General features: G+C 42.0%; 21 protein-coding genes. 14 read left to right on the top strand and 7 right to left on the bottom strand.

Translation table 11 applies throughout. From position 1 onward, the window contains the following. Positions 1-180: 180 nt before the first annotated feature. A complete protein-coding gene (locus ERX29_RS04550) occupies positions 181-1554 on the bottom strand; it encodes an aldehyde dehydrogenase (protein WP_133443512.1) in 1374 nt (457 codons plus the stop codon). 85 nt (positions 1555-1639) lie between these two features. Between ERX29_RS04550 and ERX29_RS04545 the strand changes: the two genes are divergently transcribed. From ERX29_RS04545 to ERX29_RS04535, 3 genes are read left to right on the top strand one after another with little or no spacing between them, the layout of a single operon-like run. Then, a complete protein-coding gene (locus ERX29_RS04545) occupies positions 1640-2599 on the top strand; it encodes a Gfo/Idh/MocA family protein (protein ID WP_133443511.1) in 960 nt (319 codons plus the stop codon). 14 nt (positions 2600-2613) lie between these two features. Next, a complete protein-coding gene (locus ERX29_RS04540; protein ID WP_279433908.1) occupies positions 2614-2955 on the top strand; it encodes a DMT family transporter in 342 nt (113 codons plus the stop codon). After that, positions 2952-3263, top strand: coding sequence for a DMT family transporter (locus tag ERX29_RS04535; protein ID WP_133443510.1), 312 nt, complete (start codon positions 2952-2954; stop codon positions 3261-3263). The genes ERX29_RS04540 and ERX29_RS04535 overlap by 4 nt, the downstream gene beginning before the upstream one ends. Before the next feature lie 58 nt (positions 3264-3321). Here ERX29_RS04535 and ERX29_RS04530 read toward each other — a convergent pair whose 3' ends face one another. Genes ERX29_RS04530 through ERX29_RS04520 form a run of 3 tightly spaced genes read right to left on the bottom strand, consistent with a single transcriptional unit; the run spans position 3322 to position 5126 of the window. Continuing rightward, positions 3322-3591, bottom strand: coding sequence for a GNAT family N-acetyltransferase (locus ERX29_RS04530; protein ID WP_133443509.1), 270 nt, complete (start codon positions 3589-3591; stop codon positions 3322-3324). A gap of 16 nt (positions 3592-3607) precedes the next feature. Next, positions 3608-4528 carry a manganese-dependent inorganic pyrophosphatase gene (locus ERX29_RS04525; RefSeq protein ID WP_133443508.1) on the bottom strand — a complete coding sequence of 307 codons (921 nt, stop codon included), beginning with the start codon at positions 4526-4528 and terminating at the stop codon, positions 3608-3610. Positions 4529-4568: 40 nt separating this feature from the next. Then, positions 4569-5126 (bottom strand): cysteine hydrolase family protein, encoded by a 558-nt coding sequence (locus ERX29_RS04520; RefSeq protein WP_133443507.1) that lies wholly within the window; start codon positions 5124-5126, stop codon positions 4569-4571. 73 nt (positions 5127-5199) lie between these two features. On the opposite strand from ERX29_RS04520, the gene ERX29_RS04515 reads away from it, so the two are divergent. Beyond that, a complete protein-coding gene (locus ERX29_RS04515) occupies positions 5200-6339 on the top strand; it encodes a glycosyl hydrolase family 28-related protein (RefSeq protein WP_133443506.1) in 1140 nt (379 codons plus the stop codon). A 30-nt stretch (positions 6340-6369) separates the two neighbouring features. Here ERX29_RS04515 and ERX29_RS04510 read toward each other — a convergent pair whose 3' ends face one another. From ERX29_RS04510 to ERX29_RS04500, 3 genes are all read right to left on the bottom strand, one after another. After that, positions 6370-7413, bottom strand: coding sequence for a nitric oxide synthase oxygenase (locus ERX29_RS04510; protein ID WP_133443505.1), 1044 nt, complete (start codon positions 7411-7413; stop codon positions 6370-6372). A gap of 62 nt (positions 7414-7475) precedes the next feature. Further along, a complete protein-coding gene (locus tag ERX29_RS04505; RefSeq protein WP_133443504.1) occupies positions 7476-8492 on the bottom strand; it encodes a pyridoxal phosphate-dependent aminotransferase in 1017 nt (338 codons plus the stop codon). Between the two features lie 57 nt (positions 8493-8549). After that, a complete protein-coding gene (locus tag ERX29_RS04500) occupies positions 8550-9716 on the bottom strand; it encodes an MFS transporter (RefSeq protein WP_133443503.1) in 1167 nt (388 codons plus the stop codon). Between the two features lie 111 nt (positions 9717-9827). Here ERX29_RS04500 and ERX29_RS04495 point away from each other — a divergent pair, with 111 nt between their 5' ends. The 10 genes from ERX29_RS04495 (at position 9828) to ligA (ending at position 20612) form a co-directional block, all read left to right on the top strand. Then, positions 9828-11285: a nicotinate phosphoribosyltransferase gene (locus tag ERX29_RS04495; protein WP_133443502.1), complete on the top strand. Its 1458-nt coding sequence runs from the start codon at positions 9828-9830 to the stop codon at positions 11283-11285. Then, complete coding sequence (nadE, locus tag ERX29_RS04490; protein WP_133443501.1) at positions 11286-12113, top strand: ammonia-dependent NAD(+) synthetase; 828 nt, start codon at positions 11286-11288, stop codon at positions 12111-12113. It begins immediately after the preceding gene. A gap of 78 nt (positions 12114-12191) precedes the next feature. Then, the gene (locus tag ERX29_RS04485; RefSeq protein ID WP_133443576.1) at positions 12192-12731 is read left to right on the top strand and encodes a DUF2179 domain-containing protein; all 540 of its coding nucleotides are present in this window, start codon (positions 12192-12194) and stop codon (positions 12729-12731) included. Further along, a complete protein-coding gene (locus tag ERX29_RS04480; RefSeq protein ID WP_133443577.1) occupies positions 12721-12897 on the top strand; it encodes an NETI motif-containing protein in 177 nt (58 codons plus the stop codon). Before ERX29_RS04485 ends, ERX29_RS04480 begins: the two co-directional genes overlap by 11 nt. 129 nt (positions 12898-13026) lie before the next feature. Then, a complete protein-coding gene (purB, locus tag ERX29_RS04475) occupies positions 13027-14322 on the top strand; it encodes an adenylosuccinate lyase (protein WP_133443500.1) in 1296 nt (431 codons plus the stop codon). Between the two features lie 256 nt (positions 14323-14578). Next, positions 14579-14908, top strand: coding sequence for a YerC/YecD family TrpR-related protein (locus ERX29_RS04470; RefSeq protein WP_133443499.1), 330 nt, complete (start codon positions 14579-14581; stop codon positions 14906-14908). Between the two features lie 69 nt (positions 14909-14977). Continuing rightward, complete coding sequence (locus ERX29_RS04465; RefSeq protein WP_133443498.1) at positions 14978-15667, top strand: M15 family metallopeptidase; 690 nt, start codon at positions 14978-14980, stop codon at positions 15665-15667. A 97-nt stretch (positions 15668-15764) separates the two neighbouring features. Beyond that, positions 15765-16457 (top strand): heptaprenylglyceryl phosphate synthase, encoded by a 693-nt coding sequence (gene pcrB, locus ERX29_RS04460; RefSeq protein ID WP_133443497.1) that lies wholly within the window; start codon positions 15765-15767, stop codon positions 16455-16457. A gap of 6 nt (positions 16458-16463) precedes the next feature. After that, positions 16464-18617: a DNA helicase PcrA gene (gene pcrA / locus ERX29_RS10955; RefSeq protein ID WP_165981070.1), complete on the top strand. Its 2154-nt coding sequence runs from the start codon at positions 16464-16466 to the stop codon at positions 18615-18617. 3 nt (positions 18618-18620) lie between these two features. Then, positions 18621-20612 (top strand): NAD-dependent DNA ligase LigA, encoded by a 1992-nt coding sequence (ligA, locus tag ERX29_RS10950; protein WP_165981069.1) that lies wholly within the window; start codon positions 18621-18623, stop codon positions 20610-20612. The last annotated feature ends 8 nt before the right edge of the window (positions 20613-20620 follow it).

Here is a 20620-nt window from a genome sequence, read left to right as displayed (position 1 = left end):
TTAAAAATTTTAAATATGATTTATAATATAATAGATTTTAAATCCTTTATTATATCACAAATAGAAATCGATTTGTGGAAACTTTCCAAATTGGAAAGTTTTTATTTTTATTAATAAAAAAATGCTATTCTAAAAATTTACAAAAAAAGACCGCTGATTGCTCAGCAGTTCATCTTAAACCTATTTATATATCTGTCTGATGTACTTGAATTTCCCTTTATAAGGCGGAAACATCAATCCTGTCTCAAGCTTCGTGCCTTTTGTCATATAGGCTTTCTGATGACTAAACAAGTCGAATGAATATTTGCCGTGATACGTTCCGATGCCTGATGCTCCGACACCGCCGAACGGTAAATATGGGTTAGAGACATGCATCAATGTATCATTAATGCAGCCACCGCCAAATGACAGTCGTTTGAACACTGTTTTAACGTAGTCGCTGTCTTCACTGAAGACGTATAATGCAAGCGGCTTTTCAAAACTGCGGATGATATCAAACACTTCATCGCTTGAGTCAAATGTAATAATCGGTAGAATAGGGCCGAAGATTTCTTCTTTCATTACTTCGTCGTCAAGTGTGACGTGATCTAAGATTGTCGGCTCGATATATCGTGTTTCGATGTTTGTTTTACCACCGACTATTACACGGTCAAGAGAAGCTTCCAGCAGACCGCTTAGACGTTTAAAGTGATTGTCGTTGACAATGCGGCCGAAGTCATCGCTCCGCTCTGGATCTTCACCATAAAATTCTTTAATAGTAGTCTGCATCGCCCGGATAAATTTATCTTTCACTTGCCGGTCGATTAAAATATAGTCCGGTGCGACACAAGTCTGGCCGGCATTGATGAATTTACCGAATGTAATGCGTTCTGCTGCGACTTTAATATTCGCTGTTGCATCGATGATGGTTGGACTTTTACCTCCGAGTTCAAGAGCGACAGGTGTCAAATGTTTACTCGCTGCCTCGTATACAATCTGGCCGACTTTAGTGCTGCCCGTAAAGAAGATGAAATCAAATTTTTCTTTCAAGAGGTCAGACGTCACTTCTTTCTCACCGAGTACGGTCGTTACATAATTCGTTTCAAACGTAGCTGCGATGATTTCACTGATGACCTGGCTCGTATGTGGCGTCAACTCAGATGGTTTGACAATAGCACAGTTGCCGGCAGCGATTGCGCCGACCAGTGGCTCCATGACCAGTTGAAATGGATAGTTGAACGGTCCGATAATCAAAACAGTACCAAGAGGTTCACGCATGACATAACTTTTACCAGGAAACTGCATCATCGGTGTACTGATGGATTCTACTTTGCTGTATGTTTTCATTTCTTTGATGAACATACCGATGGATTTCAATATAATGCCTATTTCAGAAGCATAGCCTTCTACTTTCCCTTTTCCAAGATCAAGTTTGAGCGCATGTAAAATATCAGCTTCTCGTCTTTTGATTTCTTTTCGCAAAGATTTCAGCTGTTTCTTCCGGAACTTGATTTCTTTTGTAGCATCTGTATAAAAAAAGGTATTCATTGCGTCAATTTGAGATTTATAGGACATCTTCTTCACTCCATTCAAGTTTGTCTTAAGTTTACATCAAACTAAAACATGTTAAAATTAATACAGCTTAAGAAGAGGTGACGATATGAAGTTTGGAATAGTAGGGACGAACTGGATTACTGACAGGATGATAGAGGCAGGTCAGACAGTACAAGGATTTGAAGTGACAGCAGTGTATTCAAGAGCAATCACGACAGCTGATCAGTTCGCTGATAGACACAACATTGAACATCGTTTTGATGACTGGAGCGCTTTTCTGGAAAGCGACTCATATGAAGCGGTCTACATTGCAACACCGAATTTGCTTCATGCACAGCAGTCAATGGATGCAATGAATCATGGCAAGCATGTATTATGCGAAAAGCCGCTGACATTGACAGTGGAAACAGCAGAATTAATGTTTCAGGCAGCACGTGACAACCGTGTCATCTTAATGGAAGCGATGAAGTCAACAGAATCTAAAGCCTTTAAAAGACTGGAACAATGGATTGGTGAAATCGGTAAAATCCGCCGTGTCAACTTCCATTATAATCAGTATTCCTCGCGCTATGACAAGCTGAAGGACGGTATTATTGAAAATGCCTTCAAACCTGAGCTTGGTAACGGTGCATTGATGGATCTCGGTGTCTACACCATTGCGCCGCTCGTCAAACTGTTCGGTATGCCGGACACGCTGCATGCAGTCGCTGAAAAGTTATCAACAGGAGCGGACGGACAAGGGACGGTGCTCTGTCAGTATGCTGATATGACAGCAGTGCTCAGCTTCAGTAAAATTGCAGACAGCCATCTGCCGTCAGAAATCATCGGAGAAAATGGAATTATCACGATTGATAAGATTTCAGCACCGAGTCATATCGTTAAGCTGAACAGAGCGGGAGAGCGTATGGATGAGTTTACACATACTGCTCCTCCTATGTCATATGAAGTAGCGAATTTTATTGAAGCATGCAGTACAATGCAGCTGAATAATAATAATGAACAGACAAGTCTCGATACATTACGAGTAGTGGAAGCAGTGAAACAGCAGCTTGGTCTGTCATTTTAACAGGAGGTCACAGGTTGGGAAACAATAAAGCATGGCTATTTTTAGTCATTGGCGGGCTGATGGAAGTAGTGTGGGCAGTCGGACTGAAATATGCGCATGGATTTACGAATATACCATGGACAGTTTTTACGCTGGTCGTAATGGCCGTGTCGTTCTACTTTTTTGCTTATAGTCTATCACGTCTTGAAATCGGTACAGCTTATGCTATCTATACGGGAATTGGTGCAATAGGTACAGTATTATACGGCTACTTCTTTCTGGCAGAAGGAATGAGCGTGTTAAAAGCATTGTTCCTTATAACATTAATCGGTTCCATCATCGGACTGAAGCTGGTGGAAGGAGCTGAGGCAGAATGAGCTGGGTCATATTAATTGGTGCCGGTATAATGGAAGTGCTGATGGTCATTGCACTTAAGAACAGTGAAAGCTTTAAAAACAAGAAGTGGAGTGTCATCTGGTTTCTGCTGAGTCTCGCAAGTCTGTTTCTATTATCGCTTGCTATTAAGGATATTCCACTGGGCACTGCCTATGGTGTGTGGACCGGAATTGGCGCGATGGGCAGTGTGGTCATCGGCATGCTCTTCTTCGGGGAGAAGGTCAGCATACAGAAAATCATATTAATCACATTAATCATTATTTCAATTGCTGGCCTGAAGCTAGTATAAAAATTCTAAAAGTTACAGACAAAGAGGACCGACATCAGCCGGTCCTCTTTATGTGTAATTATTTTTTTAGTACGTCATGCATTGATTTATCGCGTTCCATTACCACACGGGCATAAGAACATACAGGAAGAATCTTCTTGTTTTCCTGACGTGCGTAATCTACAACTTTGTTGACGAGCTGCTTGGCAATTCCTTCACCGCGTAGAGACGGATCAACAAATGTATGGTCGATCACTAATGTATCATTCTGCTGGATAAAAGTAATTTCTGCTTTAAATGCCGAACCTTCACCGATAAAGAAGCGATTTTCGCCTTGTTTGATTTCCATTAAGATGACCTCCTGATTATGACAATACGTCAGTCAGCTGCGGAACGACCTGCTTCTTACGGGAAACAACACCTTTAAGAATCGCAGTATTTTTATCAAGAGCAACGTTGAATGCTTTCTCAACTGCCGCCTGATGCTGACCGAGTGCCAATACTTTTGAGTCTGAATTGATGATGTCTGTCACGACTAACACAAATAAGTCATAGCCGTTTTGAGCTGTTTCTGCATTGATGGCATTTTCAATTTCTTCCTGACGAGCGAACACTTCGTCAATATCAACTGTATTGACCTGCGCGACACGAACCTCTTTTTCTCCCATAGAGAAGGATTTTGCATCGATGTTCAACAGTTCTTCAGCAGATTTATCTGCAGTAGAAGCACCGGCTTTTAACATGTCGAGACCATAGGATTCTTTATTGATGCCGGCAATCTGTTCAAGCTCCTCTGCTGCCTGAATATCTTCTTCTGTACAGGTCGGTGATTTAAACAGCAGCGTATCAGAAATAATCGCTGATAACATCAACCCGGCAATTTCAGGTTTAACCTCAAGATTATTCTCTTTGTACATTTTGTTTAGAATCGTTGCTGTACAGCCGACTGGTTCTGCACGGTAGTATAATGGTGCAGACGTTTCGAAGTTTGAGATACGGTGATGGTCAACAACCATCAGTACTGTCGCTGTTTCAATACCCGGGGCAGATTGCTGAAATTCGTTATGATCAACTAAAATCACCTGTTCACCGTCAATTTTATCGATTAAACGAGGTGCTGCTACTTTAAACTGTTCCAAAGCGAATGCAGTTTCTCCATTGATTTCACCGAGCCTTACCGCCTCAACGTCTTTACCAGCCTGCTGCTGCAGGTCCTGCATGACAAGAGCCGATGTAATCGTATCTGTATCGGGATTTTGATGTCCGAAAGTCAAAATTTTAGTCATAGTTCTTCTCCTACTCCTTTAAAAAGATAATTATAGTTTATCATGATTCACTATGAACCGTCATGCCGAGTGTGTTCTTGAAGTGAGAGAGCGCGTAGCGGTGTCCTTCACTGTTGAATGACTGTACAGCGGATGCATCGACGGTCATATCATAACCCAAGTTATAGCCGTCAACAGCAGTGTGGAAAACACAAATATCAGTACATACCCCCGTAAGTTCAATCGATTGAATATGCCGTTCAGCAAGCAATTGATGCAGATTAGTACCAGCAAATGCACTGTAGCGAGTTTTATCAATCCATATGACAAGAGGATTATCTTCATTTAGGGCATAAACTTGTTTTACTTTTCCATAAAGCTCACGGCCATGTGTCCCTTCAATGTTATGGGGTGGGAACAATTTTGTCTCAGGGTGATAGTAATCATCATTATGATGCAAGTCCATCATAATGAAAACCGGTAGCTTTGCTGCAATGTAATCATTGAACTTAGCAGCAATGGCATCTTCAATAGACTGACCCGGCTTTCCGCAGGTCAGTCTGCCATCATCAGCAACAAAGTCATAAGAATAATCAATGATAAGCAGAGCTTTTTTCATCTAATCAGCCTCCAACAGGGTATAATATAACAATCGTGTTAATTTCATTATAGAGGATATGTAGGTGTAAAACGTGACAAAAAATCAAATCAACGTAAAAAATTATGGTGCGCAAGGACGGAATGTCTTATTCGATACAATAGGAATACAGCATGCGCTGAATGAAGCAAAAAAAGGACCGGTAGAAGTTTATGTGCCGGCGGGTACTTACTATATCGGTAAAGAGCTGGTTATCTATGCTCATACGACACTAGTACTTCATGAACAAGCTGTGCTCCGTCGCATGAGTCCGTTTGCGATGCTGAAAAATGGCACAAAACCGGGCTATAAAGGCTACGACGGTAACGGTCATATCACCATCAGAGGCGGAACATTTGATCAGTACGGGCATGTGTTGAACTTTAATAATAGTATCATGTCACTCGGTCATGCGAGAGAAATTATGATTGAAAATGTCACTTTTAAAAATGTCGTCCAGGGTCATGCGATTGATGCATGTGGAATCGATGGCTTTGAAGTGCGGGATTGTAAATTTCTTGGGTTCCGTGATGACACTGGCATGCGAGCATTTTCTGAAGCAGTGCAAATAGATTTGCAGCTGAAAGATTCATTTCCTAAGTTCGGTGAATACGATGGTACACCGACGAAAAATGTTATTATCTCAGGCTGTTACTTCGGAAATTCTGATGAACCGATGATGAAGCCATGGAACAGAGCAATCGGCTCACATGCGAGCAGCTATGAAATCTATTACGAAAACATTTTCATTGAAAATAATACATTTGACCGGATGGGAGACTATGCACTGACATTTCTGAAAAGCAAAGTGCTGCGCATTACTGGTAATACGTTTAACGACTGCGAAGGTGGTGTAAGATACCTTGCGGTCAAGCAGGGAAAGTATTCGTATGACTTGTCAGGTATTGACCGCGGCGTGCAGGCGGGAGAGATGACGATGATTGATAACAATCATTTTCATTCCATCAATTCAAAGTATTCAATTTTGTTCCAGAGCTTTGAAGGTGTGAAGAACAAAGATATTTATATCATCAATAATACTTTCAGCGAAGACGAAAGCTGTCGCGTGAAGATAGGGTCTGCAAGCGGAGTCGTCTGTGCAAAGAACAGCCATCTGAAGAAAGTGAAAAGAGAAGAAGTAGAGAATTTTTATGATGAACTGATGACCAAGGAAGAAAATAAGGGTGAGAAATAGCGAAATGCCTGTCCAATATCGGACAGGCATTTACTGCTTATTGCTGAGAAACGGACACTTTCGATGGTAGAAATTCGGATTGTTATACGTGTTGTCATATCCTTTATGGAAGTTATGAACAAGGGACGGTGATATCGGAGGGATGAGCCATGTCCAGTCACCAGTGACAGAGCGTCCAGCTTCTCTTTCATTCTGCTCGAACTTCTCAAATTGTCTGCTTGCTGTGTGATGATCGACAATCGACACGCCTGCTGCTTTAAAAGAATGGTAGACGACATAGTTCAGTTCGATCAGTGTTCTGTCACGCCAGTATGTCGTCGTCGACGAACGGTCGAAATTGAACGCATCAGCTATAGGTTCCAGCAAGTCATATCTGTAGCTGTCTAGCATATTACGGCTCGCAATTTCTGACTCCATGTACCAGCCGTTGAAAGGTGCACACGAATAAGTAATGCCACCGATTTTAAGGTTCATCGAGGAAATCATCGGTACGGCATACCATGTTAATCCGAGATTTGAGAATGCAGGACATGACGGATGAATAAGCGGCACTTCCATAATAAGTTCTTCCGGGATGTGAAATGTTTTTATTTGCTGATTGAATTGATAGAGGAGCGGCAAAATCTTTGAGCGAATAGATGACACTTGTTCAATTTGCTGCTTTAACTTAGCTGCAATTGGATCGTCAGTGTATCTTACAAGCTGATCATTGACGATAATGAATGGTGCCTCGATTGATGTTCCTTGAGGAAATATCGTAATGGTTGGTCTAATTTTTCCGTTGTTAGTCGCATATTTAATGTGATGAACCACTGCGCCCAGCAGTTCATCTTCATTAGTCAGATGTCTTCTGTCCAGTACGTGGAGCTTATCCCAGAACAGTCTCCCAATGCATCGATTGCTGTTACGCCATGCGACTTTCGCACCATATTCCAGCTCTTCAGATGTATGGTGATACGTTCCAGTTGTATCGATTGCGGTCTTGATGCGGCTTAATCGCTCTGCTGTAATCTCCTCGCTGATACCCAGTTCATGATGCATCACATTAATGAATTCGACAGCTTCTTCGTACAAAAAAAATCACCTCTTTTTTCATCATAGCATGAAGAAAACTGAGAGGGACTTGAGATTTGTTACTATTTTTTTAACTTTGACTGGATTGAATGGTCATATTCAGCACGCCAGTCTGCGGTGATCTCTGCCAGATGATTGAGGTTATCTTCTGTAGCAATGGAATAACGGACGACTTCCTTCAAGGTGTCATTATTTGGATAAGTTCTCGGCAGAAACCCTCGTGCCTCAATATAGCGTCCGAGCGACAACGCATTCTTACCATACGTCATGATGAAATTAGTATGGGACGGAATGACGTTAATCACATCTGACTGCTGCAGAAATATAGCATGAAGTTGTGCTGCCCGCGCGCGCTGATAACTGAAGAACTCGTCAAGATGCGGCTTATCTTTTAACAAATGTGTCGCTAGCTGCAGACTAAGTGTATTGATTGGATAAGGGTGCTGGATGCTGTTCAGCAGCTTAATAGTGTCAGGGTGAGAAATAACAATACCAATGCGGAGTCCGGCAAAACCATAAATCTTACTCATCGTACGCATTTGAATGACATGTCTGCCTTTTGGCACTTTGTAAGATTCGCTGAATTCAATATAAGCTTCGTCGAGTACAATATAACCACCGATTGATTGCATTTTATCACTGCACTGCTGGATAAATTCATCGCTGAACAGTACACCTGTCGGATTGTTAGGCTGACTCAGTATGAAAAATGACGGCTGCAGTTCATCCATTGCTGATAAAATGTCAGTCAGATTAAAAGTGAAATCTTCTTTACAGTTGACGTAATGAATCGACCGTTTTATTTGAGCCGCATAGTCAGTATACATAAAAAAATCAGGATTGATTGTGAGCACGGATCCACTGCCAAGTGCAATCATGCATTTTTGTATCCACTCATCAGAGCCATTCGCCGCGGACAGCTGATTTTTATTAAAACCGTTATAGTCTGCATAAGCCTGTATGAATTCATCATATTCTTCATCCGGATATTCAAAAAATCTGGATTTCAGAACGATCTCCTTTAAAGTATCGTCTGAAAATGCACGGATTGGACTTTCATTTTTATTGATTCTGATCATCGCGGCCACCCTTTCAGCGTACAAAATGATTTGAAAATTAATATACCATGTGAATTATCACGGTGCAATCTCGTCTGGTGCTTTACTGATATAAATGAATGTCGCTAAACTGGTCAACAGAATCAATAAGCTGATAAAAATAAAATAAAAATGGTTATGCGAGTAATGAATCGTCATTCCGCCGATAACTGGTCCTGCGATACTACCAATGCTGAAGGAGATGCCGCACATCAGATTACCGGCAGGCAGCAGTGCGCCTGGTGTAATATCTGCCATATAGCTGACGCCTAATGAATAGAGGGAACCTACAAATATACCGGTGATAAAGAATATCAGCATCAAGCTCCATCTGCTGGTAACGAAAAAATCCGCGGACATAAACGCTAATCCTCCAAGAAGTGTTAACCCAGCCATGACATGACTCCGCTTATATCTGTCCGTCAGCCCGCCAATCGGTACCTGGAACAGAATGGATCCTAAGCTGAAGGCTGGTAGAATCCACGTAATATCATCAAGCTCAAGCTGATTCTTGAGAGCGAAGACAGGGAAATTGCTGTTCAGTGTACTTTCGATGACGCCGAACGTCAAAGGAAACATCAAAGCAATCCATGATATTTTAATGACCCGGCCGAAATTACTGACGGTTGATTTCAAGGAGATGGTCTGCTGATCTGATAGTGGGAAACTGTTTTTCAATGTCAGAACGAGCAGGAAAGCGCATAACGTCATCGCTGCACTGACCAAAAACGGTAATGCCGCATTGTATTCAATTAGCTTGGCAAGTACAGGTCCAAGCATAAAACCCAGCGAAAAACTAAGGCCATAGACAGCCATTGTTTTACCGAGCTTCTGTCTAGGAATGATTTCTGTCAGCCAGGACTGAGTGGAAAAGTGCAGGGCATTATCCCCGATTCCGACGATCAGCCGCAGAATAAACCAAAGCGTCATCGAATCGGAAACAGGAAATAGAACGAGAGACAGGAAGACGAGTAATCCGCCGCAGACAATCAATGTTCTATAGCCAATCTTCCTGAGAACCTGCTCCAGAAACAAAGAAGAAGCAAAGATTCCAATATAGAGAGATGTCGCATGCAGCCCGTTGATGTGGCTTGGTACGTTGTTCTGTTCAAATATATAAGCAATCAATGGTAACAGCATTCCTTGAGATAATCCGGAAATAGAAACAATGATTGTGAGTATGGTAATTAGTTTTTTCTGTTCCATATAGTGCTCCATTTTCTATTATTAGCTATAGTTTAGCATTGATTTCACTAGATTTTGAATATAATTGAGTTATGATAAACTAAATACATCAAATGTAAATGAGGGATTGGAATGTTTCTAAGAGAAGACGATAGTTTAATGCTTCACACCGATTTATATCAGATTAATATGGGAGAGACTTACTGGTTTGATGGCATACATGAAAATACAGCAGTATTTGACGTGTATTTCCGCAGTATGCCGTTTGATTCAGGTTACGCTGTATTTGCTGGTCTTGAACGTATTATTGAATACATCAAACGTCTGAAGTTCTCAGAATCAGATATTGATTATTTGAGAGAGCAGGGTTACCAGGAAGATTACCTGTCTTACTTGAAAGAACTTCGTTTTACTGGTAATATCCGGTCCATGCGTGAAGGAGAGATCTGTTTCAATAACGAACCACTGCTACGTGTGGAAGCACCGCTTATACAGGCGCAGCTGATTGAAACTGCCGTTTTGAATATCGTCAATTTCCAGACGTTGATTGCCACTAAAGCAAGTCGCATCAAACAAGTGGTAAAAGACGAAATTCTAATGGAATTCGGAACGAGACGCGCTCAGGAAATGGACGCGGCAATCTGGGGAGCCCGTGCAGCCTATATTGCCGGGTTCGATTCAACAAGCAATGTCCGCGCAGGAAAGTTATTCGGTATTCCAATCTCAGGAACTCATGCCCATGCGATGGTCCAAGCATATGATGATGAGTATATCGCTTTTAAAAAGTATGCGGAACGTCATAAAGACTGCGTATTCCTTGTTGACACATTCCATACGTTAAAAAGCGGTGTTCCTAATGCCATACGTGTCGCGAAAGAATTAGGAGACACGATTAACTTTGTCGGTATCCGTCTTGATTCAGGAGACTTAAGCTACCTGTCAAAAGAGGCACGTAAAATGCTCGACGAAGCGGGATTTCCGGACGCTAAAATCTTTGCATCGAATGATCTGGACGAAGAAACCATCATCAGTCTGAAACAGCAGGGCAGCAAAGTAACGGCATGGGGAATCGGAACGAAACTGATTACTGCTTACGACCAGCCTGCACTTGGAGCCGTATACAAACTCGTTGCCATTGCTGATGAAAATGGTGTACTTCAGGACCGCATCAAAATTTCCAATAACGCAGAAAAAGTGACAACGCCTGGCAAGAAGAATGTCTACCGGATTATTAACAATAAAACCGGGAAATCTGAAGGAGACTACATCACACTTGACCACGAAGACCCTGCTTCAGAAAAAGAATTAAACATGTTCCATCCTATCTTTACTTACAAGAAAAAACGGGTAAAGAATTTTACAGCAAAAGATTTGCACGTTGATATCTTTAAAGAAGGTGAACTTGTCTACACGACACCGGACCTTGAAGAAATAGCAGCATATCATCAGGACAACCTGGAATTAATCTGGGAAGAGACGAAGCGTTATTTAAATCCTCAGGAGTACCCTGTCGATTTAAGTACAGCTTGCTGGAACAATAAAAATGATAAGATACACGAAGTATCTAGCAAAGTAGAGGACGTGGAATAAATGACATTACAGGAAACGATTATCCAGGAAATGCATGTTAAGCCCGAAATCGACCCTGAACAGGAATCACGCGCTATTATCGACTTTTTAAAAACTTATATGAAGCAGTATGGTTTCCTGAAGTCAATGGTGCTCGGGATATCTGGCGGTCAAGACTCAACGCTTGCCGGTAAACTTGCTCAGCTGGCAGTCAATGAACTGAATGAAGAAACTGATGGCGGCTATTCATTTATTGCTATCCGTCTCCCTCACGGCATCCAAAAAGACGAACAGGACTGTCAGGATGCGCTTGATTATATTGAAGCATCTAAAGAACTGACAGTGAACATCAAAGCGAGTGTTGATGAAAGTATCAAAGCATTGAAAGATGCGGGGATTGAACTGACTGATTTCCAAAAAGGAAACGAAAAAGCACGGGAACGAATGAAAGTTCAATATTCTGTCGCAGCAGCAAACAATGGTATTGTACTCGGCACAGATCACGCTGCTGAAAGCATCACCGGATTCTATACGAAGTTCGGTGACGGAGGGGCGGATATTCTGCCTTTATTCGGTCTGAACAAACGTCAAGGACGTGCAATTTTAAAACATTTAGACTGTCCAGAACACTTATACAATAAGAAACCGACAGCAGATCTTGAAGAAGACAAGCCGCAGCTGCCTGACGAAACAGCGCTCGGTGTCTCCTATGAAGCGATTGACGATTATCTTGAAGGTAAGCAGGTTAGTACAGAAGCAAAAGAAACGATCGAAAAACATTATCTGAAGACACAGCATAAGCGAATGATGCCTATTTCACGTTATTCTTTTAACGATTTGATTAAGTAATATTGCATACTTCCTTATTCTTTGGTAGAATTCCTAAAGAATTGAGGAGGTGCACCTTTGATAGAAAATCCAATCATTATGATAGCCGTCATTTTTTTGATCAACGTCATTTATGTTACATGTCTGACGATGAGAATGATTCTGACGCTTAAAGGTTACCGCTATTATGCAGCAGGAGTGTCAGTCATTGAAACGATGATTTACGTAGTAGGGCTTGGACTTGTGCTGAACAGTCTCGACAAAATAGAGAATGTTCTGGCTTATGCATTAGGCTTTGGTGTCGGAATTATTATCGGAATGAAACTGGAAGAATGGATTGCATTAGGTTATATAGTAGTCAATGTGACCACAGCGGATTATGAGAAAGACATACCGAGAAAGCTGCGCGATCTTGGTTATGGCGTCACTCACTATGCAGCAAATGGTCGTGACGGTCAACGGATGATCATGCAGATTTTAACACCGCGTAAATACGAACTGAAACTGATGGACACAGTTAAACAGCTTGATCCAAAGGCGTTTATCATTGCTTATGAACCTAAAAATATTCATGGCGGCTTCTGGGTCAAAGGTGTACGGAGTAAACAACTGAAAGCGTATGATACAGATGAAATTTGAAGTCGAAGCAAATGAAACAATTGTAGACTGTCTGAACCGTATGAAAGAAGCAGGTTATACGCCTGTCAGACGGATGGAAAAACCTATTTTTCACGAAACGAAAGACGGTAAGGTTGAAGTATTGCAGCAGCAGATTGTGTTTGTCGGTAAAAAGATAGAAGAATAATCAACAGGCTCAGCAAACTTTTAATGCTGAGCCTCTTTGTTTTAATAACGTACATTTTAGAATTTCATGTATTTAATGTACGGTTTTTGTTATAATAAAAGAGAAATTAAATATAAAGGAGTTAAATTGATGATCGAGCGTTATTCCCGCAAAGAGATGGCCGCTATATGGAGTGAGCAGAACAGATTTGAAGCATGGCTTGAGGTAGAGATCCTGGCATGTGAAGCATGGAGCAAGTTAGGCGTGATTCCGGAAGAAGATGTGAAGTTAATTCGTCAGAATGCACGTGTCGATGTTGAGCGCGCAAAAGAAATTGAGCAGGAGACACGTCATGATGTTGTTGCCTTTACTCGTCAAGTCAGCGAGACATTAGGCGAAGAACGCAAATGGGTGCACTACGGTCTGACAAGTACAGATGTTGTTGATACGGCTCTCAGCTATGTGATCAAACAGGCGAATGACATCATTGAACAAGACATTGAACGATTCCTTGAAGTACTGAAGCAGAAAGCACTGAAATATAAAACAACATTGATGATGGGCCGCACGCACGGTGTCCATGCAGAACCCACGACATTTGGTCTTAAGATGGCGCTCTGGTATATGGAGATGCAGCGTAATATGAAACGCTTTAAAGAAGTACGAACGGAAATTGAAGTCGGTAAGATGAGCGGTGCAGTCGGAACGTTTGCGAACATTCCACCTGAAATCGAAGAATACGTGTGCAAGGAACTCGGTCTCGGATTCGCTGAAATTTCAACGCAGACATTGCAGCGTGACCGTCATGCGTATTACGTCGCGACGCTTGCATTAATCGCAACTTCTCTTGAGAAGTTCGCTGTAGAAGTAAGAAATCTGCAGAAGACAGAAACGCGGGAAGTCGAAGAAGCATTTGCGAAAGGTCAGAAAGGCTCTTCAGCGATGCCGCATAAACGTAATCCGATCGGTTCAGAGAACATCACAGGACTGTCACGTGTGATCCGTGGATACGTGACAACCGCTTATGAGAACGTACCGTTATGGCATGAACGTGACATTTCACATTCATCAGCAGAGCGAATTATGCTGCCTGACGTGACCATTGCACTGGATTATGCACTGAACCGTTTTTCGAACATCATTGAAAATCTGACTGTATATGAGAACAATATGAAACGCAATATGGATAAGACGTTCGGCCTCATTTATTCACAGCGTGTCTTACTGACGCTGATTGACAAAGGAATGGTCCGTGAAGAAGCATATGACCTAGTGCAGCCGAAAGCGATGGAATCATGGGAAACAGAAACGCCGTTCAGAACTCTGCTTGAACAGGACGAACGAGTCACATCATTATTAACAGCAGAAGATTTGGACAGTTGCTTTGATGAAACGCACCATCTGAACCAGGTAAATACGTTGTTTAGAAGAGCAGGGCTCGAGTAATTATGCTCTTAAGAGTTAAAGTACACTTTTAAAAGTGTGCTTTTTTTATTGTATTTAAGTACACATACTCAAATGATTCTTCAAATAATTAAAATAATAAAACATATAAGACTTAAGCTATTTAATTCGACAATTAATTAAATTCATGAGAAAATAATATGTCGATATACGAATCAATATGGAATATGATGTTAAACTGTACTTTAGTAATTTAATGCGTTAATATTAACTTATATTAAGTCAAGGGGTTGAAAGGATGCAGATTGAAAAGTTAAAGGGTAAGCGTCTTGATGATTTATTCGATGCGATTCTTACGCTTGAAAATCGTGAGGAATGCTACGAATTTTTCGATGATTTATGTACAGTTAATGAAATTCATTCACTGTCACAGCGTCTTCAAGTGGCTATGATGATCAAGCAAGGTCATACATATGCAGCGATTGAGAAGGAATCTGGTGCTTCTACAGCGACGATTTCCCGTGTCAAGCGTTCACTGCAGTGGGGAAATGATGCTTATACAATGGTCATTCAGAGGATGAATGATACGGCTGTCGATGACGTTAAGTCAGACAATCAGGATAAGTGAACGAGAGTGCTGAATCAATTTGATTCAGCACTTTTTTTGTCATATAATAACAGTGAAACGAGGGTTATGATGAAAAAATTACTGATTTCTGCCATATCTGTAATGGTTTTAACTGGTTGCAGTGCAGCTGATGATTCGACTGTTTCTGAATCATCTGTTAAGTCATTGAATACGGCTTTAAAAACTAAGCCTCTGAAGAAAATATTTACACACGAACACGAAAAAGAAGTTAAAGATGGCGTCACTTATATCGATGGAATTCTAATCGTAAATAAAACAATTGCTTTACCTGCTGATTATGCACCAGGAGAAAATAAAGTTGCCCGTCAGGCAGTGGAATGGTTGATTGCTGATGGGGATAAGGAAGGTATGCAGTTCGTTATCCGCAGTGGCTATCGTACATATGATTATCAGCAGAACTTATATCGGGAATATGTTGCGCGGGATGGCGAGCAGGCAGCAGATAAATACAGCGCAAAGCCTGGCCATTCTGAACATCAGACCGGTTTGACGTATGATATCGGGAGCGTTGCATCAGCGAATGACTTTAGAATATCATTTGGTGATACGCCAGAAGGTGCATGGCTTAAAAATCATGCTCATGAATACGGATTTATCATTCGCTATCCGGAAGGAAAAGAACATATTACAGGTTACCAGTATGAACCGTGGCATGTGAGATATGTTGGAAAACGTCTTGCTTCAGAATTCTATAAAAATAATAAGACGCTCGAAGAATACTTAGGTCTATATAAGTAAGGAAGTCAGTGAGGCATCACTGGCTTTTTTGTTTCACAGGCAAAGATCAGCGATAAAAATGTTATAATTATAAATATGTCTGCAAAGGAGTATTTCCATGTATGAAGTGAAAGATTGGGAACATGTTTTTAAACTGGATCCTGCGAATGAAATTGATGACAGCACGCTTCAACAAGTGTGTGAGTCAGGTACAGATGCCATCATTATCGGTGGAACAGATAATGTCACCCTAGATAATGTGCTCGATTTAATGTCCCGTGTCAGACGCTATACCGTGCCTTGTGCGCTTGAAATTTCGAACCTTGAGAGTGTTATTCCCGGATTTGACCGTTATTTAGTGCCAGCGGTGCTTAACAGTTCGAACGTTACGTTTCATAACGGTCTGTTGATTGAAGCACTCAAGCAGTATGGGCATATGATTGATTTTGAGGAGTTTACGATGGAAGGCTATATCGTTATGAATCCGGATAGTAAAGTCGCGAAGCTGACAGCAGCAGATACGACTTTGAGTGAAGATGATATGTATGCGTATGGACAGATGGTTAATCATTTTTATAAATTTCCGGTCTGTTACTTAGAATACAGTGGAACATATGGCGATGTGACTATGCTCAAGACCTTAAAGGCTGCATGTCCTGATACCCGGTTGATTTACGGTGGAGGCATTGAGAACTTGAGTCAGGCACTGGAAATGAAGCAATATGCGGATACTATCGTAGTAGGAAATGTTATTTATAAAGACTTGAAGCGCGCACTTGAAACAGTGAAAATCAAAGCACAGAAAGGATAACTTATAGTGAATGAATTATTGAACAGAATGAATGATGAACAGCGAGCAGCTGTTCAGGCGACAGAAGGACCGCTCTTGATTATGGCAGGTGCCGGTTCTGGTAAAACACGTGTGCTGACGCACCGAATCGCCTACTTAATCAGAGAAAAATCAGTCAATCCCTATAATATCCTGGCTATTACATTTACCAACAAAGCAGCAAAGGAAATGAAGGAGCGGGTTGAACAGTTGATTGGTGCTGAGGCAGAAGCAGTATGGATTTCAACGTTTCACTCTATGTGCGTTAGAATACTAAGACGTGATATTGACCGTATCGGCATTGAACGTAACTTCACTATACTTGATCCGACTGACCAGCGCTCTGTCATGAAGGAAGTGCTGAAACAGGAAAATCTGGATCCGAAGAAATATGAGCCCCGGTCTATATTGGCGCAGATTTCGAACTTGAAGAATGAATTAAAGTCAGCGGACGATGCCGACCGTGAAGCCAATGATTTCATGTCACTAACTGTCGCCAAAGCATATAAGCGCTATCAGAACATCTTACTTAAAAACCACGCGCTGGATTTTGACGATTTGATTATGACCACGATTCAACTGTTCGAACGCGTGCCGGAAGCACTGGAATATTATCAGAATAAATTTCAGTATATTCACGTGGATGAGTACCAGGATACGAATAGAGCGCAGTATCTGCTCGTTAAAATGCTTGCAGAGAAGTTTGAGAACCTGTGTGTCGTCGGTGACTCTGATCAGTCCATCTACGGCTGGCGCGGTGCGGATATTTACAATATTTTAAGTTTTGAAGAAGATTATAAGAACGCCCGTACTATTTTTCTTGAACGGAACTACCGCTCAACTAAAAACATCCTGCATGCAGCGAATGAGGTCATCAGAAACAATACAGAACGTAAACCGAAAGCGCTTTGGACCGATAACGATGACGGCAGTAAGATTCAGTATTTTAAAGCTCAGTCAGAGCGTCACGAAGCAGAATATATTGTCTCTGAAATCCAGAAGAAGCAGAGAGATGACTATAAGCTGAGTGATATGGCGATTCTTTACCGGACGAATGCACAGTCCCGTGTGCTCGAGGAGACACTGCTGAAATCTAACATCAACTATACGATGGTTGGAGGAACAAAGTTCTACGACCGTAAAGAGATTAAAGATATTTTGAGCTATCTCAGACTTGTCGCAAATAGTAATGAGGATATCAGTTTCACACGTGTCATTAATACACCGAAACGTGGGGTTGGTCCTGGAGCTCTTGATAAGATCGCAGCCTATGCAACAGCTAACGAGCTCAGCTATTTTGATGCATTGGCAGAAGTGGATTTTATCGGTCTGCCGCGTAAGACGACTGAAACGCTCGTACAATTTTACGACATGATGGACGGCTTTATGAAACAGCAGGAATTTCTTTCGATCACTGAACTTGTCGAACAGATTATGGAGAAGACAGGCTACACTGATATGCTGAAGGCTGACCGTTCACTTGAAGCCCAGTCGAGACTTGAGAACCTGGAAGAGTTTTTAAGTGTACCGACAGATTATGAGAAGATGACACCGATTGAAGAGCAGTCTCTCGTCAACTTTCTGACAGATCTGTCGCTTGTCAGTGACGTAGATAAAGCAGATTTAGGAACAGGCATTACCTTGATGACGATGCATTCAGCAAAAGGACTGGAATTTAAAGTGGTCTTCATTGCAGGGCTTGAAGAAACTATCTTCCCGCATTCAAGAAGTCTCGCGGACGAAAGCGAAATGGAAGAAGAGCGACGCTTGATGTATGTGGCCATTACAAGAGCGGAAGAACATCTGCACATGACGCATGCTGATTCAAGAACGCTGTTCGGTCGCAGTCAGGCTAACCGTAAATCCCGCTTTCTTGACGAAATCCCGGCTGATCTGTTAGATGGTGTTAAACCACGTCCAGTCTTCGGTACGAAAAGAAAGCCGTCACATAGAACAACATCAGCTGCCGGCAATCAGACGTCCTATAAAGTTGGTGATAAAGTCATTCATAAGTCGTGGGGTGAAGGCCTTGTCAGCAATGTTACAGAAAAATCCGGTTCACTTGAGCTGGATATCATTTTTAAATCGGTAGGAATGAAACGACTGCTCAGTCAGTTTGCACCTATCGAGAAGAAGGAGTAGGTTATGCAGCAGAGAGTCGATGAATTACATAAGTTACTGCATCAATATAACTATGAATATCACGTGCTAGATCAACCATCCGTTCCCGATAGTGAGTACGATAAAATGCTTCACGAACTCATCGCGATAGAAGAACAGTATCCAGACTTGAAGACAGTGGATTCTCCGACTGTACGCGTCGGTGGCACACCAGTTTCTGCATTTGACAAAGTACGTCATGATACACCGATGCTTAGTCTTGGCAATGCTTTCAACGAAGCGGATTTAAGAGCGTTTGATAAACGGGTCACTGACAATGTCGGACAGATCGAATATATGGTCGAACTGAAAATCGACGGTCTTGCTGTATCGCTTAAATATGAGGATGGCAGATTTGTTCAAGGATTGACACGCGGCGATGGGACGACTGGTGAGAACATTACTGAAAACTTAAAGACCATCTATGCGATCCCGCTTGTCATTAAGGAACCACTGACTGTCGAAGTACGCGGTGAAGCGTATATGCCGCGTCAATCATTTCTTAAGCTCAATGAAGAGAAAGAACGTAATGGTGAGCAGCTCGCTGCGAATCCAAGAAACGCTGCTGCAGGTTCTCTGAGACAGCTGGATTCCAAGCTTGCCGCAAAGAGAAAACTGGATATTTTCTTATACAGTGTCAATGATTTAAGAGAACTGAACGCCGCATCGCAAAGTGAGGCGCTGGATACGCTTGATAAAATTGGCTTCAAGACGAATCATGAACGTCGACTATGTGCATCTATTGATGAAGTGCTTGACTACATCAATCACTGGACGAAAGAGCGTAACAAACTTGCTTATGATATTGATGGTATTGTGATTAAAGTCAATGATCTGACGACACAGGAAGAACTCGGATTCACAGCGAAATCTCCGCGCTGGGCTATTGCCTATAAGTTCCCGGCAGAAGAAGTCATTACGAAACTGAATGATATCGAACTATCGGTCGGTAGAACAGGGGTCGTCACACCGACTGCCATACTTGAGCCAGTCAAAGTAGCGGGCACAACAGTCGGACGGGCATCACTGCATAATGAAGATTTAATTCGTGATAAGGACATCCGAATTGGCGATGCAGTTGTCGTTCGTAAAGCAGGAGACATCATTCCAGAAGTGGTCCGTCCGATTCTTGACAGACGCCCTGATAACGCAGAGCCCTATCACATGCCAGACAACTGTCCGGCATGCGGCCATGAACTGGTACGTCTTGAAGATGAAGTCGCTCTGCGATGTATCAATCCGACGTGTCAGGCTCAGCTCATTGAAGGTGTGATTCACTTTGTGTCAAGACAGGCGATGAACATCGAAGGATTAGGTGAGAAAATCGTTGCGCAGTTATTTGAAGCAGGATTGATTAAAGACGTGGCTGACATCTATTATTTAAAGCGTGAAGATTTACTTCCGCTTGAGCGTATGGCAGATAAAAAAGTCGATAAACTACTTACTGCAATCAGTGAATCTAAGAAAAACTCGCTTGAGCGGCTGTTGTTCGGTCTAGGTATCAGACATCTTGGCACAAAGGCAAGCAGCATCCTTGCAGCTGAATATAGAACAATGGAACAGCTCGTTTCCGCTTCAGAAGAAGAGCTGACAATGATTCATGATATCGGGCATAAAATGGCGCAATCGCTTATGACCTATTTAAGCAATGAAGATATCAAAGCGCTGATTGAAAAACTGAATGCAGCAGGTGTCAATATGACGTATACTGGTGCTGTGATAGATGAAACAGCATTCAACCCGGAGTTTCAGGACAAGACGATCGTTCTGACAGGTAAATTATCTATCATGACCCGTACTGAAGCGACTGAACAGCTGACAAAGCTCGGGGCTAAAGTAACGAGCAGCGTAACGAAGAAAACTGATCTGCTGATAGCCGGGGAAGATGCAGGAAGTAAGCTTGAGAAGGCAGAGAGTCTTGGTATAGAAGTCTGGACCGAAGAAGAACTGGTCAGTAAACTACAGGAAATGAATTAAGGAGACAA

It is taken from the genome of Macrococcus lamae (assembly GCF_004359545.1).
GTDB lineage: Bacteria > Bacillota > Bacilli > Staphylococcales > Staphylococcaceae > Macrococcus > Macrococcus lamae.
The sequence above is the reverse complement of the archived record's forward strand: the minus strand, read 5'-3'. Positions and strand labels throughout refer to the sequence as shown.

Bases quoted from the DNA above. Each gene is read 5' to 3' on its own strand.
- nadE (WP_133443501.1), top strand. From the start codon at position 11,286: ATGACATTACAGGAAACGATTATCCAGGAAATGCATGTTAAGCCCGAA.
- ERX29_RS04500 (WP_133443503.1), bottom strand. From the start codon at position 9,716: ATGGAACAGAAAAAACTAATTACCATACTCACAATCATTGTTTCTATT.
- ERX29_RS04530 (WP_133443509.1), bottom strand. From the start codon at position 3,591: ATGGAAATCAAACAAGGCGAAAATCGCTTCTTTATCGGTGAAGGTTCG.
- ligA (WP_165981069.1), top strand. From the start codon at position 18,621: ATGCAGCAGAGAGTCGATGAATTACATAAGTTACTGCATCAATATAAC.
- ERX29_RS04480 (WP_133443577.1), top strand. From the start codon at position 12,721: ATGAAATTTGAAGTCGAAGCAAATGAAACAATTGTAGACTGTCTGAAC.
- ERX29_RS04550 (WP_133443512.1), bottom strand. From the start codon at position 1,554: ATGTCCTATAAATCTCAAATTGACGCAATGAATACCTTTTTTTATACA.
- purB (WP_133443500.1), top strand. From the start codon at position 13,027: ATGATCGAGCGTTATTCCCGCAAAGAGATGGCCGCTATATGGAGTGAG.
- pcrB (WP_133443497.1), top strand. From the start codon at position 15,765: ATGTATGAAGTGAAAGATTGGGAACATGTTTTTAAACTGGATCCTGCG.
- ERX29_RS04505 (WP_133443504.1), bottom strand. From the start codon at position 8,492: ATGATCAGAATCAATAAAAATGAAAGTCCAATCCGTGCATTTTCAGAC.
- ERX29_RS04465 (WP_133443498.1), top strand. From the start codon at position 14,978: ATGAAAAAATTACTGATTTCTGCCATATCTGTAATGGTTTTAACTGGT.
- ERX29_RS04495 (WP_133443502.1), top strand. From the start codon at position 9,828: ATGTTTCTAAGAGAAGACGATAGTTTAATGCTTCACACCGATTTATAT.
- ERX29_RS04525 (WP_133443508.1), bottom strand. From the start codon at position 4,528: ATGACTAAAATTTTGACTTTCGGACATCAAAATCCCGATACAGATACG.
- ERX29_RS04470 (WP_133443499.1), top strand. From the start codon at position 14,579: ATGCAGATTGAAAAGTTAAAGGGTAAGCGTCTTGATGATTTATTCGAT.
- ERX29_RS04535 (WP_133443510.1), top strand. From the start codon at position 2,952: ATGAGCTGGGTCATATTAATTGGTGCCGGTATAATGGAAGTGCTGATG.
- ERX29_RS04545 (WP_133443511.1), top strand. From the start codon at position 1,640: ATGAAGTTTGGAATAGTAGGGACGAACTGGATTACTGACAGGATGATA.
- ERX29_RS04520 (WP_133443507.1), bottom strand. From the start codon at position 5,126: ATGAAAAAAGCTCTGCTTATCATTGATTATTCTTATGACTTTGTTGCT.
- ERX29_RS04485 (WP_133443576.1), top strand. From the start codon at position 12,192: ATGATAGCCGTCATTTTTTTGATCAACGTCATTTATGTTACATGTCTG.